We start from the raw sequence: 16,215 nt of genomic DNA, 5'->3' as shown, positions 1-16,215 counted from the left end.
ACGCAAGGCCGACCATTACCTGTCGGTCGGGACACCAACCCTTCCGACCAGCGACTCATGCAGGATGAGGTGCGACACAGGCGCGGGCGAGCGTATTACCGGTAATGGCCTAGGGTCGGATCCGTGCCCGATGTCGATGCGTCCTTCCTCGCCCTTCCCCGACACGAACTGGCCGACGCGGCCCTGCAACGCGCCAAGGATCTCGGCGCGACGTACGCCGAGTTCCGGCTGGAACGGATCCGGTCCGAGTCGATCTCGTTGCGCGACAGCGTCCTCGAGAGCGCGTACGACGACGAGGATCTCGGGCTCGCCGTCCGGGTGATCCACGACGGCACCTGGGGTTTCGCCGCCGGCGTCGCGCTGACAACAGACGAGGCCGTCCGGGTCGCCGAACAGGCGGTCAACCTGGCCCAGGTGTCGCGCCCGATCAACACCGAGCCGATCGAGCTCGCCGACGAGCCGATCTACGACGACGTCACCTGGGTGTCGAGCTACGAGATCGACCCGCTGAGCCTTTCGCGCGCGGAGAAGGTTGCCCTCCTCACCGACTACAGCGATCGCCTGCTGAACGCCGACGGCGTCACGCACGTCACCGTCCAGGTCTCCTCGGTGAACGAGTGCAAGTTCTACGCGAACTCCGAAGGCACGTCGACGACCCAGCAACGGGTCCGGATCGGCCCGGCGCTGCAGGCTACCGCGGTCGATCCCGAGACCGGCCGGTTCGACTCGATGCGGACCCTCGCGCCGCCGGCCGGGCGCGGCTGGGAGTACCTGACCGGGACCGGCTGGAACTGGGACGAGGAGCTCGCGCAGCTCCCCGGCTGGCTCGCGGAGAAGATGGCCGCGCCGAGTGTCGAGGCCGGCCGGTACGACGTGGTGGTGGATCCGTCGAACCTCTGGCTCACCATTCACGAGTCAATCGGCCACGCGACCGAACTGGACCACGCTCTGGGGTACGAGGCGAACTACGCCGGCACCAGCTTCGCGACGATCGACAAGCTCAACAGCCTCACTTACGGCTCGCCGATCATGCACGTCACGGGCGACCGTACGGCTGAGAACGGCCTGTCGACAGTCGGGTACGACGACGAGGGCGTCGCCGGCCAGCAATGGGATCTCGTCAAGGACGGCATCCTGGTCGGCTACCAACTCGATCGCCGGATGGCCGAGGTGAACAAGGATGTCCTCGGCACCAACCGCTCGAACGGCTGCGCGTACGCCGACTCGGCCGGCCACGTCCCGATCCAGCGGATGGCCAACATCTCCCTGCAGCCCGCGGCCGACGGCCCCTCGACCGAAGAGCTGATCAGCCGGGTGCAGAACGGGATTTACATCGTCGGCGACAAGTCCTGGTCGATCGACATGCAGCGCTACAACTTCCAGTTCACCGGGCAGCGGTTCTACAAGATCACCGACGGCAAGCTCGACGGCCAGCTTCGCGACGTCGCCTACCAGGCGACCACGACCGACTTCTGGGGCTCGATGGAAGCCGTCGGCGGCCCGGCGACGTACGTGCTGGGCGGCGCGCTCAACTGCGGCAAGGCCCAGCCGCCCCAGAGCGGCGCGGTCAGCCACGGTTGCCCGTCCGCACTGTTCCGCGATGTCCGCATCCTCAACACCACGCAGGAGGCCGGCCGGTGACGACCGCCATTCAGCTGACCCCACAGGACACGATCGAGCGCGCGCTCAAACTCGCTGCCGCGGAAGGCGCGCAAGGTTGCGTCGTACTGGTTGCCGAGACCTCGAGCGCGAACCTGCGCTGGGCCAACAACACCCTGACCACCAACGGCGCGATGCGCGGTTCCAGCGTGACGGTGATCGCCACGGTCGGAGCAGGTGAGGGTACTGCGGCCGGAGTGGTCGGGCGCTCGTCCGCGACGGATGCCTCGCTCGGCGAGATCGTCTCGGCAGCGGTCGCCGCTGCCCGCGAATCAGGCCCGGCCGAGGACGCCCGCCCGCTCGTCGACGGCACCGTCGGACCGGGCTGGGACGACGAGGCCGACGAGACCGACGTCAGCGTCTACGAAAGCTTCGCCCCCGCCCTCGGTGAGGCACTCACGCGAGCCGGCAAGGAGAGCCGCTGGCTCTACGGCTTCGCCGACCACGGGGTCACCACCCTGTACGTCGGATCGTCGGCGGGGTTGCGTCTTCGCCAGACCCTGAAGCGCGGCTACGTCACCGCCAACGGCAAGTCGAGCGACCTCAGCCAGTCGGCCTGGGTCGGTGCGGCCACGCGCGACTTCACCGACATCGACCCGCTCGCGATCGATGCAGAGCTGACCCGGCGACTCAGCTGGGCCACTCGCACGGTGTCGGTGGAAGCCGGCCGGCACCCGACCGTACTGACACCTGCTGCCGTCGCCGACCTGATGACGCACATGTACCGCAAGCTCGACGGCCGTGAGGCGCACGAGGGCCGCAGCGTCTTCTCCAAGCCCGCTGGAGGTTCCCGGATCGGCGAGGCCCTGTCGCCGCAGCCGGTCAGGTTCTGGTCCGACCCGATGCTGGGCGGTTTGGAGACGTTCCCGTTCGTGGCCGCCCAGTCTTCGGGCGGTTCCCAGAGTGTGTTCGACAACGGGCTCACGCTGACCGCGACCGACTGGATCCGCGGCGGCAAACTGGAGAACCTGATGCAGAGCCGGTTCACGGCCGAGCTGACCGGTGCCCCGGCCGTCACCCCGGCGATCGGCAACTATGCCCTGTCGGTCGACGGCGCGACCGGCTCGGTCGACGACCTGGTCGCGGGCCTGGATCACGGCCTGCTGGTGACGTGTCTGTGGTACATCCGGATCGTGGATCCGCAGACCCTGCTGCTCACCGGGCTGACCCGTGACGGGGTCTACCTGGTCGAGAACGGCGAGGTGACCGGTGCCGTCAACAACTTCCGCTTCAACGAAAGCCCGGTCGACATCCTCGCCCGCTTCACCAAGGCCGGCGCGACCGTCCCGTCGTTCTCCCGCGAGTGGGGTGACGAGTTCTCCCGTACCGCGACACCGCCGCTGCTCGTCCCCGACTACAACATGTCCAGCGTCAGCCAGGCGAACTGAAACGAGTCGGTCCCGCGACCCGGTGCGTCACACCGGGTCGCGGGACCGTCGTATCACCGTCGGTCAGGTCCACCCGCGGGCGGACCGATCGATCAGGCCTGATCAGGCCGTCGGGTAACCCGGCTCCACGTTGCTGGCGCCACCGGCGCCGAAGCGCTCCGCCGCCTTCGGGTCCGGGCCGTACTGGTTGTCACCGGCGTTGCCCTCTTGGATGTAGAAGACCAGCAGCACGATCCAGCCGATCACGATCGCGAAGATCAGCAGCAGCCAGAGCGCCGACCTGTTGGTGTCGTGCAGGCGGCGGGCCGCGACGGCCAGCGACGGCAGCAGGACAGCGAGGCTGTAGATGCTGCCGAGGACGCCATTGCCGGTGCTGTTCGTCAGCCCGGCGGCGTTGTCGATGATGCTCAGGACGATCGAGATGACCGCGTTGAAGAGCGCGAACATCCAGAATTCCTTGCGCCGCGCGCGACCGCTGAACACGACGTACTTCTTGATGACATCTGTGTACCACTGCATTACTTGCTCCGATGGTCGAAGGTGAGACGAGGACCGAGCCTGGCGGAACCCATCGGGTTCGTCAATGCAACTTTTCGCTTTGGTGACCACACCGCAACCTGCCGCGCCGTACTGGAAGCACAGTTCAGCTATTCGGGGCCGGTTTCGCCTGGGTGACCCGCCAGAGCCGGCGCGGCTCGGGACCTTCCTCGTACGCGTCGGCGCCGCCCAGCTCCCACCGCTCGGCCAGCTCGTGGATCAGGTCGAGGTCGAAGAACCGGCCTGCGAACCCGTCCTTCGCGAACAGCCCGTCGCCGATCTCGGTGCACTTCGGCAGGCACCCGTCGGCGGTAGACCAAACGGTGTAGACGAACAGCCCGCCCGGTCGCAGTACGCGATGGATCTCGTTGACCAGCGACCGCAGCTCGGCCCGGGAGAACGCCATGTTCATCAGCAGATTCGCGTAGACCGCGTTGACCGTCGCGTCGGCCGGCGGCAACGGATCGCGGACGTCATGCAGGGCCGCCGTGACCCGGTCGTCCAGGCCGTCACGCTGCGCGTCCAGCCGCAACTGGTGCAGCGCCGCCTCGCTGAAGTCGGTGGCGTGTACGCTGAATCCCTGCCTGGCAAGGTAAAGCGCATCCCGGCCCTGACCCGCGCCTAGCTCGAGTACGTCGTCGATGCCGGCGGCCTCGAACAGCCGGACTGTCCAGCGGGCCGCCGCCGACGGCTCCGCGCCGTGCAGCCGCGGATTGCCCTCGTAGGCGGTCTGCCACCGATCTTGCTGAGCCCTTGCGAGCTCGATGTGTCCAGTCTTCATCTTGCTCCCCGTGGTCGTCATGCCGGTCTGGACGACCGGCAGACCCGCAGCAGCCTACGCGACGAATTGAGTAGACGTACTCAGGCGGCATCTCGTTCCAGCTTCGATAGTGAAGTGGACCCCCTGAGGAGGAAGCCGGATGCCCACCAACCTGCGCTGCCCCGTCTGCCAGACAGACCTACTACTCAACGTAGCCATCCCCCCGCCCAAAGTTGCCCCCGGCCCCTTCCGCCCTCCGCTCCCGCTCCCGCCCACCGTCCAAGCACCGGCCCCACACCCGCCTCTCCCACCCACGCCTGCACCGCCCGCGCCTGTCCCACCCACGCCTGCACCACCCCCGCCCGCCCCACCGGCACCTACACCAGCTGCGCCGGTTCGGCCGACGCCCGTTCCACCTGCGCCCGTGCCACCTGCCCCGCTCCGACCCGTTGCCCTCGGCCCGATTCTCCCGGCCAACTACCCGCCACCGCCGCCGGTGCACGGCGTTCGACCGGTCGCACCACCACGCGCCCAACCGGCGGCCCGCAGTACGACGCCCTCCGGCCCTCCCCAAACCAACCGGACCTCGGGCGGCAACCTCGGCCCGATCACACCCCCGCCCCCGCCCTACAACCCGCCGCGATCCCCCACCCAACGACAGCCCCGACCGCCCCGACGACTGAGCCCGCAGGCAACTTTGCTCGGCCTCGGCGTACTACTCCTGCTCGCCGCCGGCGTCACCTTCCTCGCGGTCACCTGGGACAGCCTCTCTGTCCCCGTCCAGGCCTCGATCATGGCGACACTCGCCGCACTCGCCTTCGCCGGCGCGGTCCCCGCCAGCAGGAAGAACCTCGCCGGCACCGCCGAAGCTCTCGCCATCCTCGGCGGCGGCCTCCTGATCGTCGACCTCTTCGGCGCCCGCGAACTCGGCCTGGTCTCACCGACGGCGATCACCGGGCTCTCGTACGCCGGGGTCGCGTTCGCGGTGGTTGCCGCCATCAACCTCCTGATGACCCGCATCGCCCCGACCGTCAAGACCTTCGGCCTAACCGCCGTGATCGCCGGCCAACTCCCGCTGACGCTGATCCTGATCCACCACGTCAGCCTCGCTCTATACCTGTTCGCCCTCGTCGCCCAAGTCGTCATCACCGTCCTGTGGACCAACCTGAGCACCCGCCTCCTCAAAATCACCGGCGGCATCTGCGGCGCACTCTTCCTGTCATTCGTCCTACTCCTAGGCACCACCCGCGTCCTCTTCGGACTTCTGTCCGCCCATTCGACCAACTGGAAGAACTACACGACCGACATCTTCGAGGGCTCGCCCACCGGGTTCGCCCCGGTCCTCGCAACCACAGCCGTCGTCTGCCTCGCGGCCGTCCTCGGAACGCTTCTCCCACGCAAGACAGCGCTCTCCGCGGCTCTCCCACCCAACACCACCGAGTTCATCGGTACCGCCTTCGGCTCCTTCACCATCGCGGTCTTCCTACCCCAACTGCCAGTCATCGACCGCTGGGTGACCACAGGCGTCGCCGCTGCCCTGAGCCTCGCGGTAATCCTGCGCCCCCGACGTACCGGCCTGATCACCTCAGTCCTCCGGATCACCGCGGTAATAGTTGCCTCGGTCAACCTAATGTTCTGCGCATTACTCGCGGACATCCTGCAACTCGGCCTGATCTCAGCAATCACCGCCGCCCTAGCCCTCACCGCCGCCTGGCGCAAGCAACTGACCCTGACCACCGCCACCTGGACCGCCGCCTCCGCCGCACAACTAGCGATCCTCTTCACCACCTTCGACGGCTTCTTCAACAACTGGACTGGCGCAATCGCGCTCTCCGTCACCGGCGCCATCCTGATCAGCTTCGCCTGCGTCTCAATCGGCCGCCGCCACGAAGCCGCTCTGCTGTTCTCCGCCGCCTTCGCAATCTCTCTAGCCGAAATCACCGTCCTGCTCGTCTCCCCGAACACCGGCACCGGCGTAGTACTGACAATCGCAGCAGCACCCCTGATCGCCTACGGCATGCAACCCCACCGCCGAGACGCCCTCCTGATCGCCGGAGCCTTGTTCATCATCGCCAACACCGCCTTCGCCCTAGGCGCCGCCGCCACCACCCTCGAATGGTTCACCCTGCCCCCCGCCGCCATCATCCTCGCGATCGGCCTACTCCGCTGGCGCACCCAATCAAGCTGGGTCTACCTAGGCCCTGGCCTCCTACTCGGCCTGGCCCCCTCCGCACTAGTTGCCAGCAGCAACCACGACTTCCTCCGCATCACCTTCGTAGCCGCCGCCGCAGTAACCATCATCCTCATCGCGATCCACTACTCCCTCCAATCCCCCTTCATCATCGGCACCGCAGTCCTAACAAAAATCGCCCTCTGGCAACTAGTCGAGGTAGCCCCCCTGATCCCCCGCTGGATCACCCTCGCCACCGCCGGCGCCATCCTCCTAACCTGCGGCGCCACCTACGAACGCCGCCTCCAAAACGCCAAACAAGCCACCCGTTGGATCTCCGCCCTCAAATGAGCGCCCACAGCGGAAGTCGGCCCACCAACAGACCGGCTTCCGCGAGCCGTTTCACTGCCCGCAGTTCTTCCGCATACTGGAGCCACGGACAAATGAGGCGCGGGGGGCGTATGGTCGACGACTTCGATGCAGCGGAATCCTCCGACGGCCAGATCCTGACCCACGCACTCCTGAAACTCAGAATGCGCGACGGTCTGGTTCCAGCCCGCCTACACGCAGATCGCCGCGGTCAGGCCGCATCTCTCCTCCGCCTCCCGGCCGCGCAGGGCGACGCCGAGGCGGCGGTGAACGTCGTGGGTGGCGCCGTCCGCCGGATGACCAACGGCACCCACCAGGTCGTCGCCGACGCGACCCTCGCTCTCGGCCTGTTCGCCGACTCGTACGCAGCCAACGGCGTACCGGCCAAGGTGATCCAGGACCTCCGCTCCGACACCCTCGGCCGCCGCCGCCTCGCTCTGCTGAATCATTGGCATCGATTGCACGAAGCTCTCAGCTTCACCGCCGGCCCCCCACCGAGCGACCGTACCCTCCGCGAAACAGTAGAACTCCGCGTACTACGCGAACTCGCCTACGCGTTGGTCAGCCCCCAACCGACCGATCCGACAACCACCGCTCCGCTCGACGAGCCCGATTCCGAGCCGGCCGCCCCGAAGTACGGCCGGGTGATAGTCGTCGGCGGCGCCGTCATGGATGCGACCTTCCGGACCAAGATGATCCCAGCGCACGAGACCTCCGGCTTCGCTCATGACTTCCAACTGATGCCCGGAGGCAAGGGCCTCTGGCAGGCAGTCGCCGCCGCCAAGCTCGGACTCGAGGTGTCCCTGGTCGCCGCGATCGGCGACGACCGCTTCGGCCGGGAGATTATTGACTATCTCAAAGCCGAGAACGTCGACACATCGCTGCTGAAGATCGTCCGCGGCGCGCGAACCCCGTTCACCGGCGTCGTCGAACTGGACCTCGGCGACAGCATCGCGCTGATCTGGCGCAATGATCAAGTCGTGAAACTCGACACCAACGACGTCGATACGAACGCCGAGGAGATCGCGGCCTGCGACGCCCTGCTGCTTACCTTCGAGATCCCCCGCGAGACCACCCAGCGAACCCTCACCTTGGCCCACGCCGACGCAGACACCGGTCGCCGCCCGCTGATCATCGTCACGTCCGGCCAGCCCGACCCCAATGAGGGCATCTCCAGAGCCTCACTCCAACTGATCGACTACTTCGTCTCGCACGCCTGGGAGCTCGACAAGTACAGTCCGCCCGATCTGCTGCGATTCAACCCAGACCGAGTCGGCGAACACCTCCTCTCCCGCGGCATCGAAACCCTCTGCCTTCTCGGCAACGGCGGCGGCACCATCTACTCGGACACCGCCGCCGGCACCTTCCGCCTCTCCAGCGTCTTCTCTCTATACAAAGAGTCCTCCACGGCCAGAGACGCTTTCTGTGCAGCCCTGGTAGCCAAACTCCTCGAGAACAACCGCACCCTCACCCAGCCAGTCGCCCGCTGGGCCACCGCCGCCATGGCCTACGCCGCCGAATCCTTCGGCACCCTCAACTCCCTCCCTACCCGCCCCCAAATAGAGCAACGCCTCCAAACCCTCTCGTGACAGGCTGTCCGCGCGCGGCCAGCCGCCAACTATGTTGCAATGAAGCGCAGAACCAGCGACAACGAGATCTGCTATCCACGGAAGTGAGGGGGTCGTTTGTTTAACAACAACGAGGCCCTGGTGTTAACTCTGACCGTGACGACAGTTGTCTTAGCGAGCAAAGTCCTAGGGGCTCTGGGGTAGGACTGTGGCGGACCATAACGACTATGAATCTCCCGACGCGTTGATCCTTGTCCATGTCTTGGAGAAGTTGAGGGCACGCGACGGGTTGACACTTGCCCGGCTACAGGCGGGGCGGGACGAGGCCGCGCCGCTGCTCAGACTGCATGCCACTCAGCGGTTCGCGAATGTGCACAAGGTTCCACTACCGCCCGCAGTGGTCGGCGTTGTTTCGCAGTGCGTGCTCGAGACCATTGACGGGACCCATCGGATAGTCGCCGACGCGGTTCTGGCGCTCGGGCTGTTTGCTGACCTGCACAGGCAGCACGACATCGAGGAAAAGGTGATCCATGCCCTCAGCTCCAATTCGCTAGGGATCCGCCGGAGTGCGCTGCTCAACAACTGGGGCCGGCTGCACGAGTCGATGGGTCTGGAGCCGGGCGACGGGCCAAGCGACCGCACCTTGCGCGGCACGATCGAACGTGACGTACTCCGTGAACTCGCGCGCCAGTTGATCAGGCGTGAAGTCAATTCGGTCGGCTCCAGGAACGCGATGATGCCGACGCCAGCCGAATCGCCCGCGAACGGCACCGCAGCCACACCTCAGGGGCGCGTGATCGTCGTGGGTGGCGCTGTCATGGATGCCACCTTCCGAACCAGGAGCCTGCCGCAGAGCGAGACCTCGAGCGAGGCGTACGGCTTCGATCTCTCTCCGGGCGGCAAAGGTGTCTCGCAGGCGGTGGCCGCGGCCCCGGCTCGGCCTGGAGGTCACTCTGGTCGCTGCCGTCGCCGACGACCGTTTTGGTCAGGACATCATTCACTACTTGCGCGACGAGGAGGTCAACACGTCGCTGATCAAGATGATCCCGCGGGCGCGGACTCCCTTCACCGGTGTCATAGAGATGGAACTCGGCGACAGCATCGCGGTCAACTGGCGCAATCAGATGGAAGTACATCTCGACACCCGCGACATCGAGGGCCTGTCCGATGAACTCATCGACTGCGACGCCGTCTTGGTCACCTTTGAGGTCCCCCGCGAGACCGTTCAGCGCACGCTCGAAGTGGTTCATTCAGCCGAGCAGGACCGGCCACTCGTCATCGTCACGCCCGGCCAGCCGTATCCGGACGACGACATCTCCCGCCATTCCCTGGCCCAGATCGACTACATGGTGGCCCACGCCTGGGAACTCGGCCGCTACTCCCCACCTGGTCAGGACAGGTTCGATCCGGACCCGGTCGCACGCCATCTCCTCGCCTACGGAGTAGAAACCCTCTGCATCCTCGGCAACGGCGGCTGCACCGTGTACTCCGACACCGAACTCCAGACGTTCAGCGTGCCGAGCTTCCCGTCGATCTACAAAGAGTCGTCAGCAGCCCGCGACGCCTTCTGCGCAGCCCTGGCTGCCCAGCTGATCGACCACAAGCGCGAATTCTCCGAGCAACTAGCTCTCTGGGCAACCGCCGCGATGGCCTGCGCTACCGCCGACTTCCCGCTCTCCAACTCCATGCCCGACCGCCGCCGGGTAGACGCCCTACTCAGCCGCTCCCGCTTCATCGTCAAACCCCAGTAGCTAGGGTTCTGGCATCCAGAGCCTTAACGTCGCAGCGGCGTCAACTCTCCGGGCACAGACTCGGTCGCACCGTTGATTCGGCAGCAGAAGATGCTCGAATCGAGCAGCAAATCCGGGCTACAAGCCGCGATCTTCTGGTCGAACTTCTTCTCAATATGCTTCAGGTTGGCAGTCGAAAAGCGGGTGCGCAGTTGCCGCGGAGTCACGTAATCGTCGTTCAGATACAGGTAGGGTCGAGGAGCCACTGTCATCCAGCGCCGCCAGTTCGCTGCCTGATAACTGGATCCGGTGAAGCCCAGATTTGGATCCACGGCCGTGGTCAGCAATTCTGCGGTCGGTTCCTTCTGCCGGAGATCGCTTCGCACCCGCGCCAGCAGATAGGAAATGGCATTAGGTGGCGCGACCTCGAACGAATAGACCCGGGAGACGTCCCAGATCTTGGCAGCCGGAATCTGGAACTGTTTGCTGAGTTGGCGTCCGACCAGCTTCCACTCCAGCGGCGAGACGCTACAAAGGCTCACCGGTAGGCCGTACATGGGATCCACGAGAGCGTAGTTCCGCGAGCCCTGGCGGGCGCTCCGCAGATAGTGCAGGTGACTGAAGATCGTCTCTGCCTCGGTGCTGTCGTAGTCTCCTTTGAAGACCAGATCCTGCAGCGGGAAACTATCGGTCGAGACCAGCCCGCGCACCTTGGCCTGATCAGCCCTCAGTTCCTCGGCGCATCTCTTGAGTTCAGCCTGCGCCAGTTGCCAGCCCACCTGGCCGTTGTCATCGGCAACGCGCGGCAGATGGAGCAACGTGCGCACGATGAGCGCCCGCCGCTCGACCTTGAGTTTGAGCGCGACCTCTGAGGCCTGCCGCGAAAAAGGGGAGTCACGCAGGCGCGCATCGGCGAGAGTCAGGCCCGCCTGAACAGACGGAACAGCCTGCTGCCCCCACGGGTCAACGGTCACGAAGGTCGCCAGTTCGATCAGTAATCCAACGACAGAAATTCCACTCCAGCGCGGTAGCTGCCACGAAGTGTTCAGTCTCTAGCCAGCCGGCTACCGAGTCAGAAGTCCAGGCTAGTCGACAAGCTACAGCTAAAGCTTCATTTCGACCAAACCGAGTGTGGCGAGCCGCGACAAGCGATCGTCTTGATGAGCGTTGCCAATTGGCAAGTGTTGCACCCAGTTGGCAGCCGCTCTGCCGATACTTGCCGGTCCCTACCAAATAAAGGCAGCCGACCTTATCCAGTTGGCATTGCCGCATTGGCCAATCTTTCGGATTGACCCCCTATAGATCCGTCGTTCACTTATATCAACACCACAGATAACGGGGCACCGGGCAAATCTAACGCAACTCCGGTGGAAAGCAAGTATTGATGGGACGTGGAGCAGACAGAAAAGAGGAACATCATGCCTCAGAACGAAATCGTTGTGTCGATCGTGGCGCTGGCCGGGGCCGTGCTGCTGATCTCCTTCTGGCGGCAGATCCTCTTCATCCTGCTGTTCGGGATGATCGTGGTCTTCTGCTTCGGCCTCTACAACGTCGTCGCGGTCGCGCGCGGCTGAACTCGCGACGCCCCGCCCGGGGATTCCCCGGGCGGGTTATTTTCGTAGGCTCGACGGGTGACCGAAGACGCCGCGGACCTGAGCCTGGTCGAGATTCTCGGTCAGCTGGCGGAACGTAAACTTTCGGCGTACGAACTTGTCACCGATTGCCTGCGCAGGATTGCCCGGCTCGAGCCGACCGTCCAGGCATTCGTCACCAGGACGCCGCAGCTGGCGCTGACGGCGGCGCGCCGCGCGGATCAGGCGCGGATGGACGGTACGGAGGTCGGCACCCTGGCCGGCGTACCGGTCGCTGTGAAGGATCTCTTCCTTACCCGCCATGTGCTCACCACCGCGGGGAGCAAGGTGCTTGCCAAGTTTGTGCCGCGGGAGAACGCGGCTGCGTGGCAGCTGCTTTCGACCGCCGGCGCCGGGTTGCTCGGGAAGACCACGACGCATGAGTTCGCCTATGGCACCGCATCGTCGCCGACCAGGAATCCGTGGGACTCCACCAGGACGCCTGGCGGCTCCTCAGGTGGATCGGCGGCCGCGTTGGCCAGCAGGATGGCGCCTGTGGCCATTGGCACCGATACCGCGGGTTCGCTGCGGATCCCGGCTGCTGCCTGTGGCGTATCCACGCTGCGTGCTGGCAGCGGGCGTATTTCGCGGTACGGCGTGATTCCGCTTAGTCCTACCTTTGATGTGACTGGGCCGATGGCGCGGCGGATGCTTGATGTGTCGTTGTTGATGCGGGTGCTTGCGGGGTACGACGCTCGCGATCCTGGGAGTCTCGATCTTCCGGTGGTCGACTATCCGTCCGAGCCGCCGACGGATCTTGACGGGGTCCGGATCGGGCTGCCGATCGAGATGTCCTGGAAGGAAGTGGACGAGGGCATCGCAGAGGTTTGCCGGGTTGCGTTGAGTCAGTTGGTCGCTCGTGGGGCCGTTTTGGTCGAGATCGGTACGCCGGCCATTGCGGCCGAGGTGTTGAAGGAGTCGGTTGGTGTCTTCGACACGATCAACAAGGTGGAGGCGCTGGAGATCCACGATCCGCTCATGCCGCACAGCCGGCACCTGTACACGCCGCAGGTACGTCGTCGGGTTCAGATGGGCGAGAAGGTCAGTGCTGAGAGCTATGAGAAGGCGCTGCTGCTTCGGACCCGATGGGAGAGCAAGTGGCGGCAGATCATGGCGGACCATCGGCTCGATGCCGTCGCACATCCGGCCATCGACGCGCCGCCGCCGTTGATCGATGCCGGCCGCGGGCCGGTCGGCCCGGACATTCGGTTGTCGGTGCCGTGGTCCGTGGCCGGGTTTGCTGCCCTCAGCGTGCCGGCCGGCTTCGATGCGCACGGTCTGCCGGTCGGGTTGTCGTTGGCCGGGTTACCCGAGCGGGAGGGCGCACTGCTCGGCCTCGGCATCGTGATCGACGAAGAACTGGAGACCTGGCGCCTCAGACCGCCAGGTCTACCAAGGGCGGACTGGGGCGATGGGGTCGACTGAGAACAAGGGGTTGGGCATGCGGCCGGTTACTGGGACGGGTGGGCGGGTGGCCAGGTCGGCGTAGCCGCTGGTTAGGCGGTAGCCGTTCAGGGGGTAGCGGGCGAAGGTTTCGCCTAGGAGGGCGGTAGCTGAGAGGCGGTCGGCGTACTCCGGGAAGGTGGCTGCGTAGAGCTCGATCTCGCCTCGGAGTTGGGACCAGAGGTGGCCGGGTGGAAGGAGCGAGGAGTCCGCCAGGATGGTGTCCAAGGGGGCTAGGACGCCTAGGAGAAGGGCGTCGACCAAGTATTGGCGGAGGATGTGCCAGGGCTTGCGAGGGAGGATTCGGTGGTGGGAGTCGGGTTCTGTGCCGCGGGCGGGGATGGGGGTGGTGGAGACGTTGATGTCGTCGACCAGGTCCTTGATGACGATGCGGGCCGGGACGCCTGACGGGGTGCAGATGACGGCCAGATTTTCGCCGTGGGGGTTCACGGTGATGCCGTAGTGGTGCATCAGGTGCAGTAGCGGGCGCATGAGGGCTGAGAGGAGCTCGCCGATCCACGTGGAGGCGTCTACGCCTGATCGCGCGACCATGGCGGCCGCTAGCGGCTCCCCCGCGACATCGCGGTGCAGTACTGCGGCCAGCGGCCAGACGGTTTCGCCGGGCTGCAGCCGTGGTTCGACCGGCTCTCGCCAGATGCAGCCGAGCGTCTCGGTCCATTGGTAAGGCACCCCAGGGGCGAAGGAGAGCTGCGGGTGCCGCACGGTCACGGAGGCGACCTCCCCCAGCAGTTCGGTGCCGAGTCGCCCCAGTAGCTCGTCGCGTTGCCAGAGCCCGCGCAGCCACTGAGTCACCATCGGAGCAGCAAGGGTGCAGTGCTCCGGGAGGCCGCGATAGACAGAGGTGTTCAGGATCTTCAGCGGGAGCTTCACCTGGTAGCGGCAAGGGTCCGAGACGTTCACCATCGTCCGAATCGACTGTGTCGGCAGGTACTCAGCTGGGCCCTCCCCCAGCACGACGATCTCGCCCCTGGCCAACTCACGCGCCCACTGCGTTCGTACTACGTGGTCCAGCTGCCATGGATGGCAGGGCAACCAGACGTATGCATCTGGGTCATCCAGAAGGTCGCGGAACTCTTCCGCGCAAGGCCCGAGCTCCTGGGCGATCACGGCGTGTTCTGAGAGGTCCGGGGTACCGCGGAACTCGGCTAGGCCTCGGCGTACGGCGAGCCAGACCAGGCGGAGCGGGGTACGGGCCTCGGGGGCGTAGAGAGCGCTGTCGGAAGCAGAGAAGCCCAGGCGCCCCTTGTTCGCTACCAGGAGGGGGTGGCCGGTCAGGTGGCCTTCCAAGCTGCTGTGGTGGAGACCAAGCAACGAGGCGTTCGATACAGCGGAAGACGCCATCCGTACGTCGGCAGCGAGCGTGCTAGACAACTCGGCGACATAGCCGGCCACCGTGGAGCCAGGAAGGCCAAGCACCGGAGCAGCGTCGACCAGGAATTGCACAGGGTCGATGCAGGCCTCGCTCTCGTCGTTGCCGAGGATGCCAGACGCAGTACGGCGTACTGAGCCCGGAGCAACCCGGTAGCTGCCGAAAGCACCGCGCGACGAAGTAAAGGTGTACGTCGCTTCGCCTAGCTCCAAGCGGTCGTCGATGGGCTGCAGTAGGTCCTCGGTGCAGAGCTGCGAGATCAGCTTGGCCAGCAGCTCCGACGACTTCTCGGCCCAGCTCATCCCGGAATGGCGAAGCTGGTGAAGGCGGTGGACTTCGGCAGCCGGTAGACCTCGCGTCCCGCGACGCTGTTGAGAATCGTGGCGTTGCGGATCGCACCGATCCCCAGATCCGGTGCCGCAACACCATGGCTGTGCAGATCCGCGTTGGCCACGAACAGCCTGCCGTCCAAGGTCTCAGAGGCGACACTGTGGTCCCTGTTGATCACCCACCGCCCAGCGGCATCGCGGCGTACCAATGGATCGATAGCAGACAGGAACGGCAGCGCTCGGCTGCGATAACCAGTAGCAGCAACTACCACGTCGGTGACGTGCTGGAAGGTGCGCCCGCTGTCTGCATGACGCAGCACGAGCTCAATGCCGTCTGCACGAGCGACAGCGCTCTCCACGGCCACACCGACTCGCAGCTCGATCGGCGGCGCCAGCGACGTCCCCAGGTCTCGCTGGTAGAGCACGTCGTGGATATCCTCCAGCGTGTCCGACGAGATCCCCTTGTAATGCCGCCACTGGTCCTTGACCAGCCTGTCGCGGACGGGCTCGTCCAATGCATGGAAGTAGTCGACGTACGACGGGGTCGTCATCTCCAGGACCAGCTTGGAGTAGTCCAGCGGCGTGAAGGCCCCAGTGCGAGTCAGCCAACTGACAGCCGGCTGCTCAGCTCGCAGTAGGTCAAGAACGCACTCAGCGCCTGATTGACCCGATCCAACCACCGTGACCCGACCAGCACGCAAGAGCTCAGGCCGGCGGAACAGATAGTCGGCAGAGTGCAGGAAGCGCTCCGGAGGCAACCCAGCCAACGCGGCAGGAATAGAAGGCTCGCTGCCAACTCCAAGCACGAGGTGGCGCGCCTTGAAAACAGAGACCGTCCCAGCATGTTCTACGCGAAGCACGAAAGCATCGCCGTCCCAATCGACGGCAGCAACGTGGTGGCCGAAGTGCACGGAGTCCAAGGACGCCGCACACCACCGCAGGTACGCCTCATACTCTCGACGCGTCGGGTGGAACTTCTCCCGAACGTAGAACTGGTAGAGCCGATCGTTGTCCCGCAGATACGACAGGAACGACAGCGGGTGCGCCGGCTCGACCAGGCTGACCAGGTCGGCCAGGAACGACACCTGCAACATCGCGTCGTCGAACATCAGTCCGCGATGCCAGGTGAACTCGGGCCGGCTGTCGAGCACTGCAAGTTGTAGATCGTCCACGGTCGAGCCGAGCGCGGCCAGCCCCAGGTTGAACGGCCCACAGCCGATCGCGATCACGTCAAAAGTCAT

Annotated in this window: 13 protein-coding genes; 7 read left to right on the top strand and 6 right to left on the bottom strand. The window is 65.5% G+C overall.

What is annotated here, in order from left to right; all coding sequences use genetic code 11:
* The first annotated feature begins 123 nt into the window (after window positions 1–123).
* Both F1D05_RS36685 and F1D05_RS36680 read left to right on the top strand, forming a co-directional pair.
* Entirely contained in the window at window positions 124–1,641 is a 1,518-nt protein-coding gene (locus tag F1D05_RS36685; protein ID WP_185444820.1) for a TldD/PmbA family protein, read from the top strand.
* Complete coding sequence (locus tag F1D05_RS36680; RefSeq protein ID WP_185444819.1) at window positions 1,638–3,047, top strand: metallopeptidase TldD-related protein; 1,410 nt, start codon at window positions 1,638–1,640, stop codon at window positions 3,045–3,047. The genes F1D05_RS36685 and F1D05_RS36680 overlap by 4 nt, the downstream gene beginning before the upstream one ends.
* A gap of 102 nt (window positions 3,048–3,149) precedes the next feature.
* Here the strand turns inward: F1D05_RS36680 and F1D05_RS36675 are convergent, their stop codons facing one another.
* Complete coding sequence (locus F1D05_RS36675; protein WP_185444818.1) at window positions 3,150–3,566, bottom strand: DUF805 domain-containing protein; 417 nt, start codon at window positions 3,564–3,566, stop codon at window positions 3,150–3,152.
* A gap of 124 nt (window positions 3,567–3,690) precedes the next feature.
* Entirely contained in the window at window positions 3,691–4,365 is a 675-nt protein-coding gene (locus F1D05_RS36670) for a class I SAM-dependent methyltransferase (RefSeq protein WP_185444817.1), read from the bottom strand.
* Between the two features lie 676 nt (window positions 4,366–5,041).
* Here F1D05_RS36670 and F1D05_RS36665 point away from each other — a divergent pair.
* Together F1D05_RS36665 and F1D05_RS36660 are read left to right on the top strand one after the other, a co-directional pair.
* A complete protein-coding gene (locus tag F1D05_RS36665; protein ID WP_246486948.1) occupies window positions 5,042–6,865 on the top strand; it encodes an SCO7613 C-terminal domain-containing membrane protein in 1,824 nt (607 codons plus the stop codon).
* A gap of 110 nt (window positions 6,866–6,975) precedes the next feature.
* Window positions 6,976–8,472 carry a PfkB family carbohydrate kinase gene (locus tag F1D05_RS36660; protein ID WP_185444816.1) on the top strand — a complete coding sequence of 499 codons (1,497 nt, stop codon included), beginning with the start codon at window positions 6,976–6,978 and terminating at the stop codon, window positions 8,470–8,472.
* Between the two features lie 364 nt (window positions 8,473–8,836).
* Here F1D05_RS36660 and F1D05_RS36655 read toward each other — a convergent pair whose 3' ends face one another.
* The gene (locus F1D05_RS36655; RefSeq protein WP_185444815.1) at window positions 8,837–8,983 is read right to left on the bottom strand and encodes a hypothetical protein; all 147 of its coding nucleotides are present in this window, start codon (window positions 8,981–8,983) and stop codon (window positions 8,837–8,839) included.
* Between the two features lie 373 nt (window positions 8,984–9,356).
* On the opposite strand from F1D05_RS36655, the gene F1D05_RS36650 reads away from it, so the two are divergent.
* Window positions 9,357–10,202, top strand: coding sequence for a PfkB family carbohydrate kinase (locus F1D05_RS36650; protein WP_185444814.1), 846 nt, complete (start codon window positions 9,357–9,359; stop codon window positions 10,200–10,202).
* A 23-nt stretch (window positions 10,203–10,225) separates the two neighbouring features.
* Here the strand turns inward: F1D05_RS36650 and F1D05_RS36645 are convergent, their stop codons facing one another.
* Window positions 10,226–11,155: a hypothetical protein gene (locus F1D05_RS36645; RefSeq protein WP_185444813.1), complete on the bottom strand. Its 930-nt coding sequence runs from the start codon at window positions 11,153–11,155 to the stop codon at window positions 10,226–10,228.
* Between the two features lie 444 nt (window positions 11,156–11,599).
* Between F1D05_RS36645 and F1D05_RS36640 the strand changes: the two genes are divergently transcribed.
* Window positions 11,600–11,755, top strand: a complete 156-nt coding sequence (locus F1D05_RS36640) for a hypothetical protein (protein WP_185444812.1) — start codon at window positions 11,600–11,602, stop codon at window positions 11,753–11,755.
* A 57-nt stretch (window positions 11,756–11,812) separates the two neighbouring features.
* A complete protein-coding gene (locus F1D05_RS36635) occupies window positions 11,813–13,237 on the top strand; it encodes an amidase (RefSeq protein ID WP_185444811.1) in 1,425 nt (474 codons plus the stop codon).
* On the opposite strand, the gene F1D05_RS36630 is transcribed toward F1D05_RS36635, so the two are convergent.
* Both F1D05_RS36630 and F1D05_RS36625 read right to left on the bottom strand, forming a co-directional pair.
* Window positions 13,202–14,947 (bottom strand): IucA/IucC family protein, encoded by a 1,746-nt coding sequence (locus F1D05_RS36630; protein WP_185444810.1) that lies wholly within the window; start codon window positions 14,945–14,947, stop codon window positions 13,202–13,204. The genes F1D05_RS36635 and F1D05_RS36630 overlap by 36 nt on opposite strands.
* Window positions 14,944–16,215 carry a lysine N(6)-hydroxylase/L-ornithine N(5)-oxygenase family protein gene (locus F1D05_RS36625; RefSeq protein WP_185444809.1) on the bottom strand — a complete coding sequence of 424 codons (1,272 nt, stop codon included), beginning with the start codon at window positions 16,213–16,215 and terminating at the stop codon, window positions 14,944–14,946. The genes F1D05_RS36630 and F1D05_RS36625 overlap by 4 nt, the downstream gene beginning before the upstream one ends.

It is taken from the genome of Kribbella qitaiheensis (genome assembly GCF_014217565.1).
Taxonomy (GTDB): domain Bacteria; phylum Actinomycetota; class Actinomycetes; order Propionibacteriales; family Kribbellaceae; genus Kribbella; species Kribbella qitaiheensis_A.
The sequence above is the reverse complement of the archived record's forward strand: the minus strand, read 5'-3'. Positions and strand labels throughout refer to the sequence as shown.

What these genes read in the sequence shown, in the direction of transcription:
- F1D05_RS36675 (WP_185444818.1), bottom strand. Translation starts at nt 3,566, where the DNA reads ATGCAGTGGTACACAGATGTCATCAAGAAGTACGTCGTGTTCAGCGGT.
- F1D05_RS36670 (WP_185444817.1), bottom strand. Translation starts at nt 4,365, where the DNA reads ATGAAGACTGGACACATCGAGCTCGCAAGGGCTCAGCAAGATCGGTGG.
- F1D05_RS36660 (WP_185444816.1), top strand. Translation starts at nt 6,976, where the DNA reads ATGGTCGACGACTTCGATGCAGCGGAATCCTCCGACGGCCAGATCCTG.
- F1D05_RS36655 (WP_185444815.1), bottom strand. Translation starts at nt 8,983, where the DNA reads ATGGATCACCTTTTCCTCGATGTCGTGCTGCCTGTGCAGGTCAGCAAA.
- F1D05_RS36640 (WP_185444812.1), top strand. Translation starts at nt 11,600, where the DNA reads ATGCCTCAGAACGAAATCGTTGTGTCGATCGTGGCGCTGGCCGGGGCC.
- F1D05_RS36630 (WP_185444810.1), bottom strand. Translation starts at nt 14,947, where the DNA reads ATGAGCTGGGCCGAGAAGTCGTCGGAGCTGCTGGCCAAGCTGATCTCG.
- F1D05_RS36625 (WP_185444809.1), bottom strand. Translation starts at nt 16,215, where the DNA reads ATGACTTTTGACGTGATCGCGATCGGCTGTGGGCCGTTCAACCTGGGG.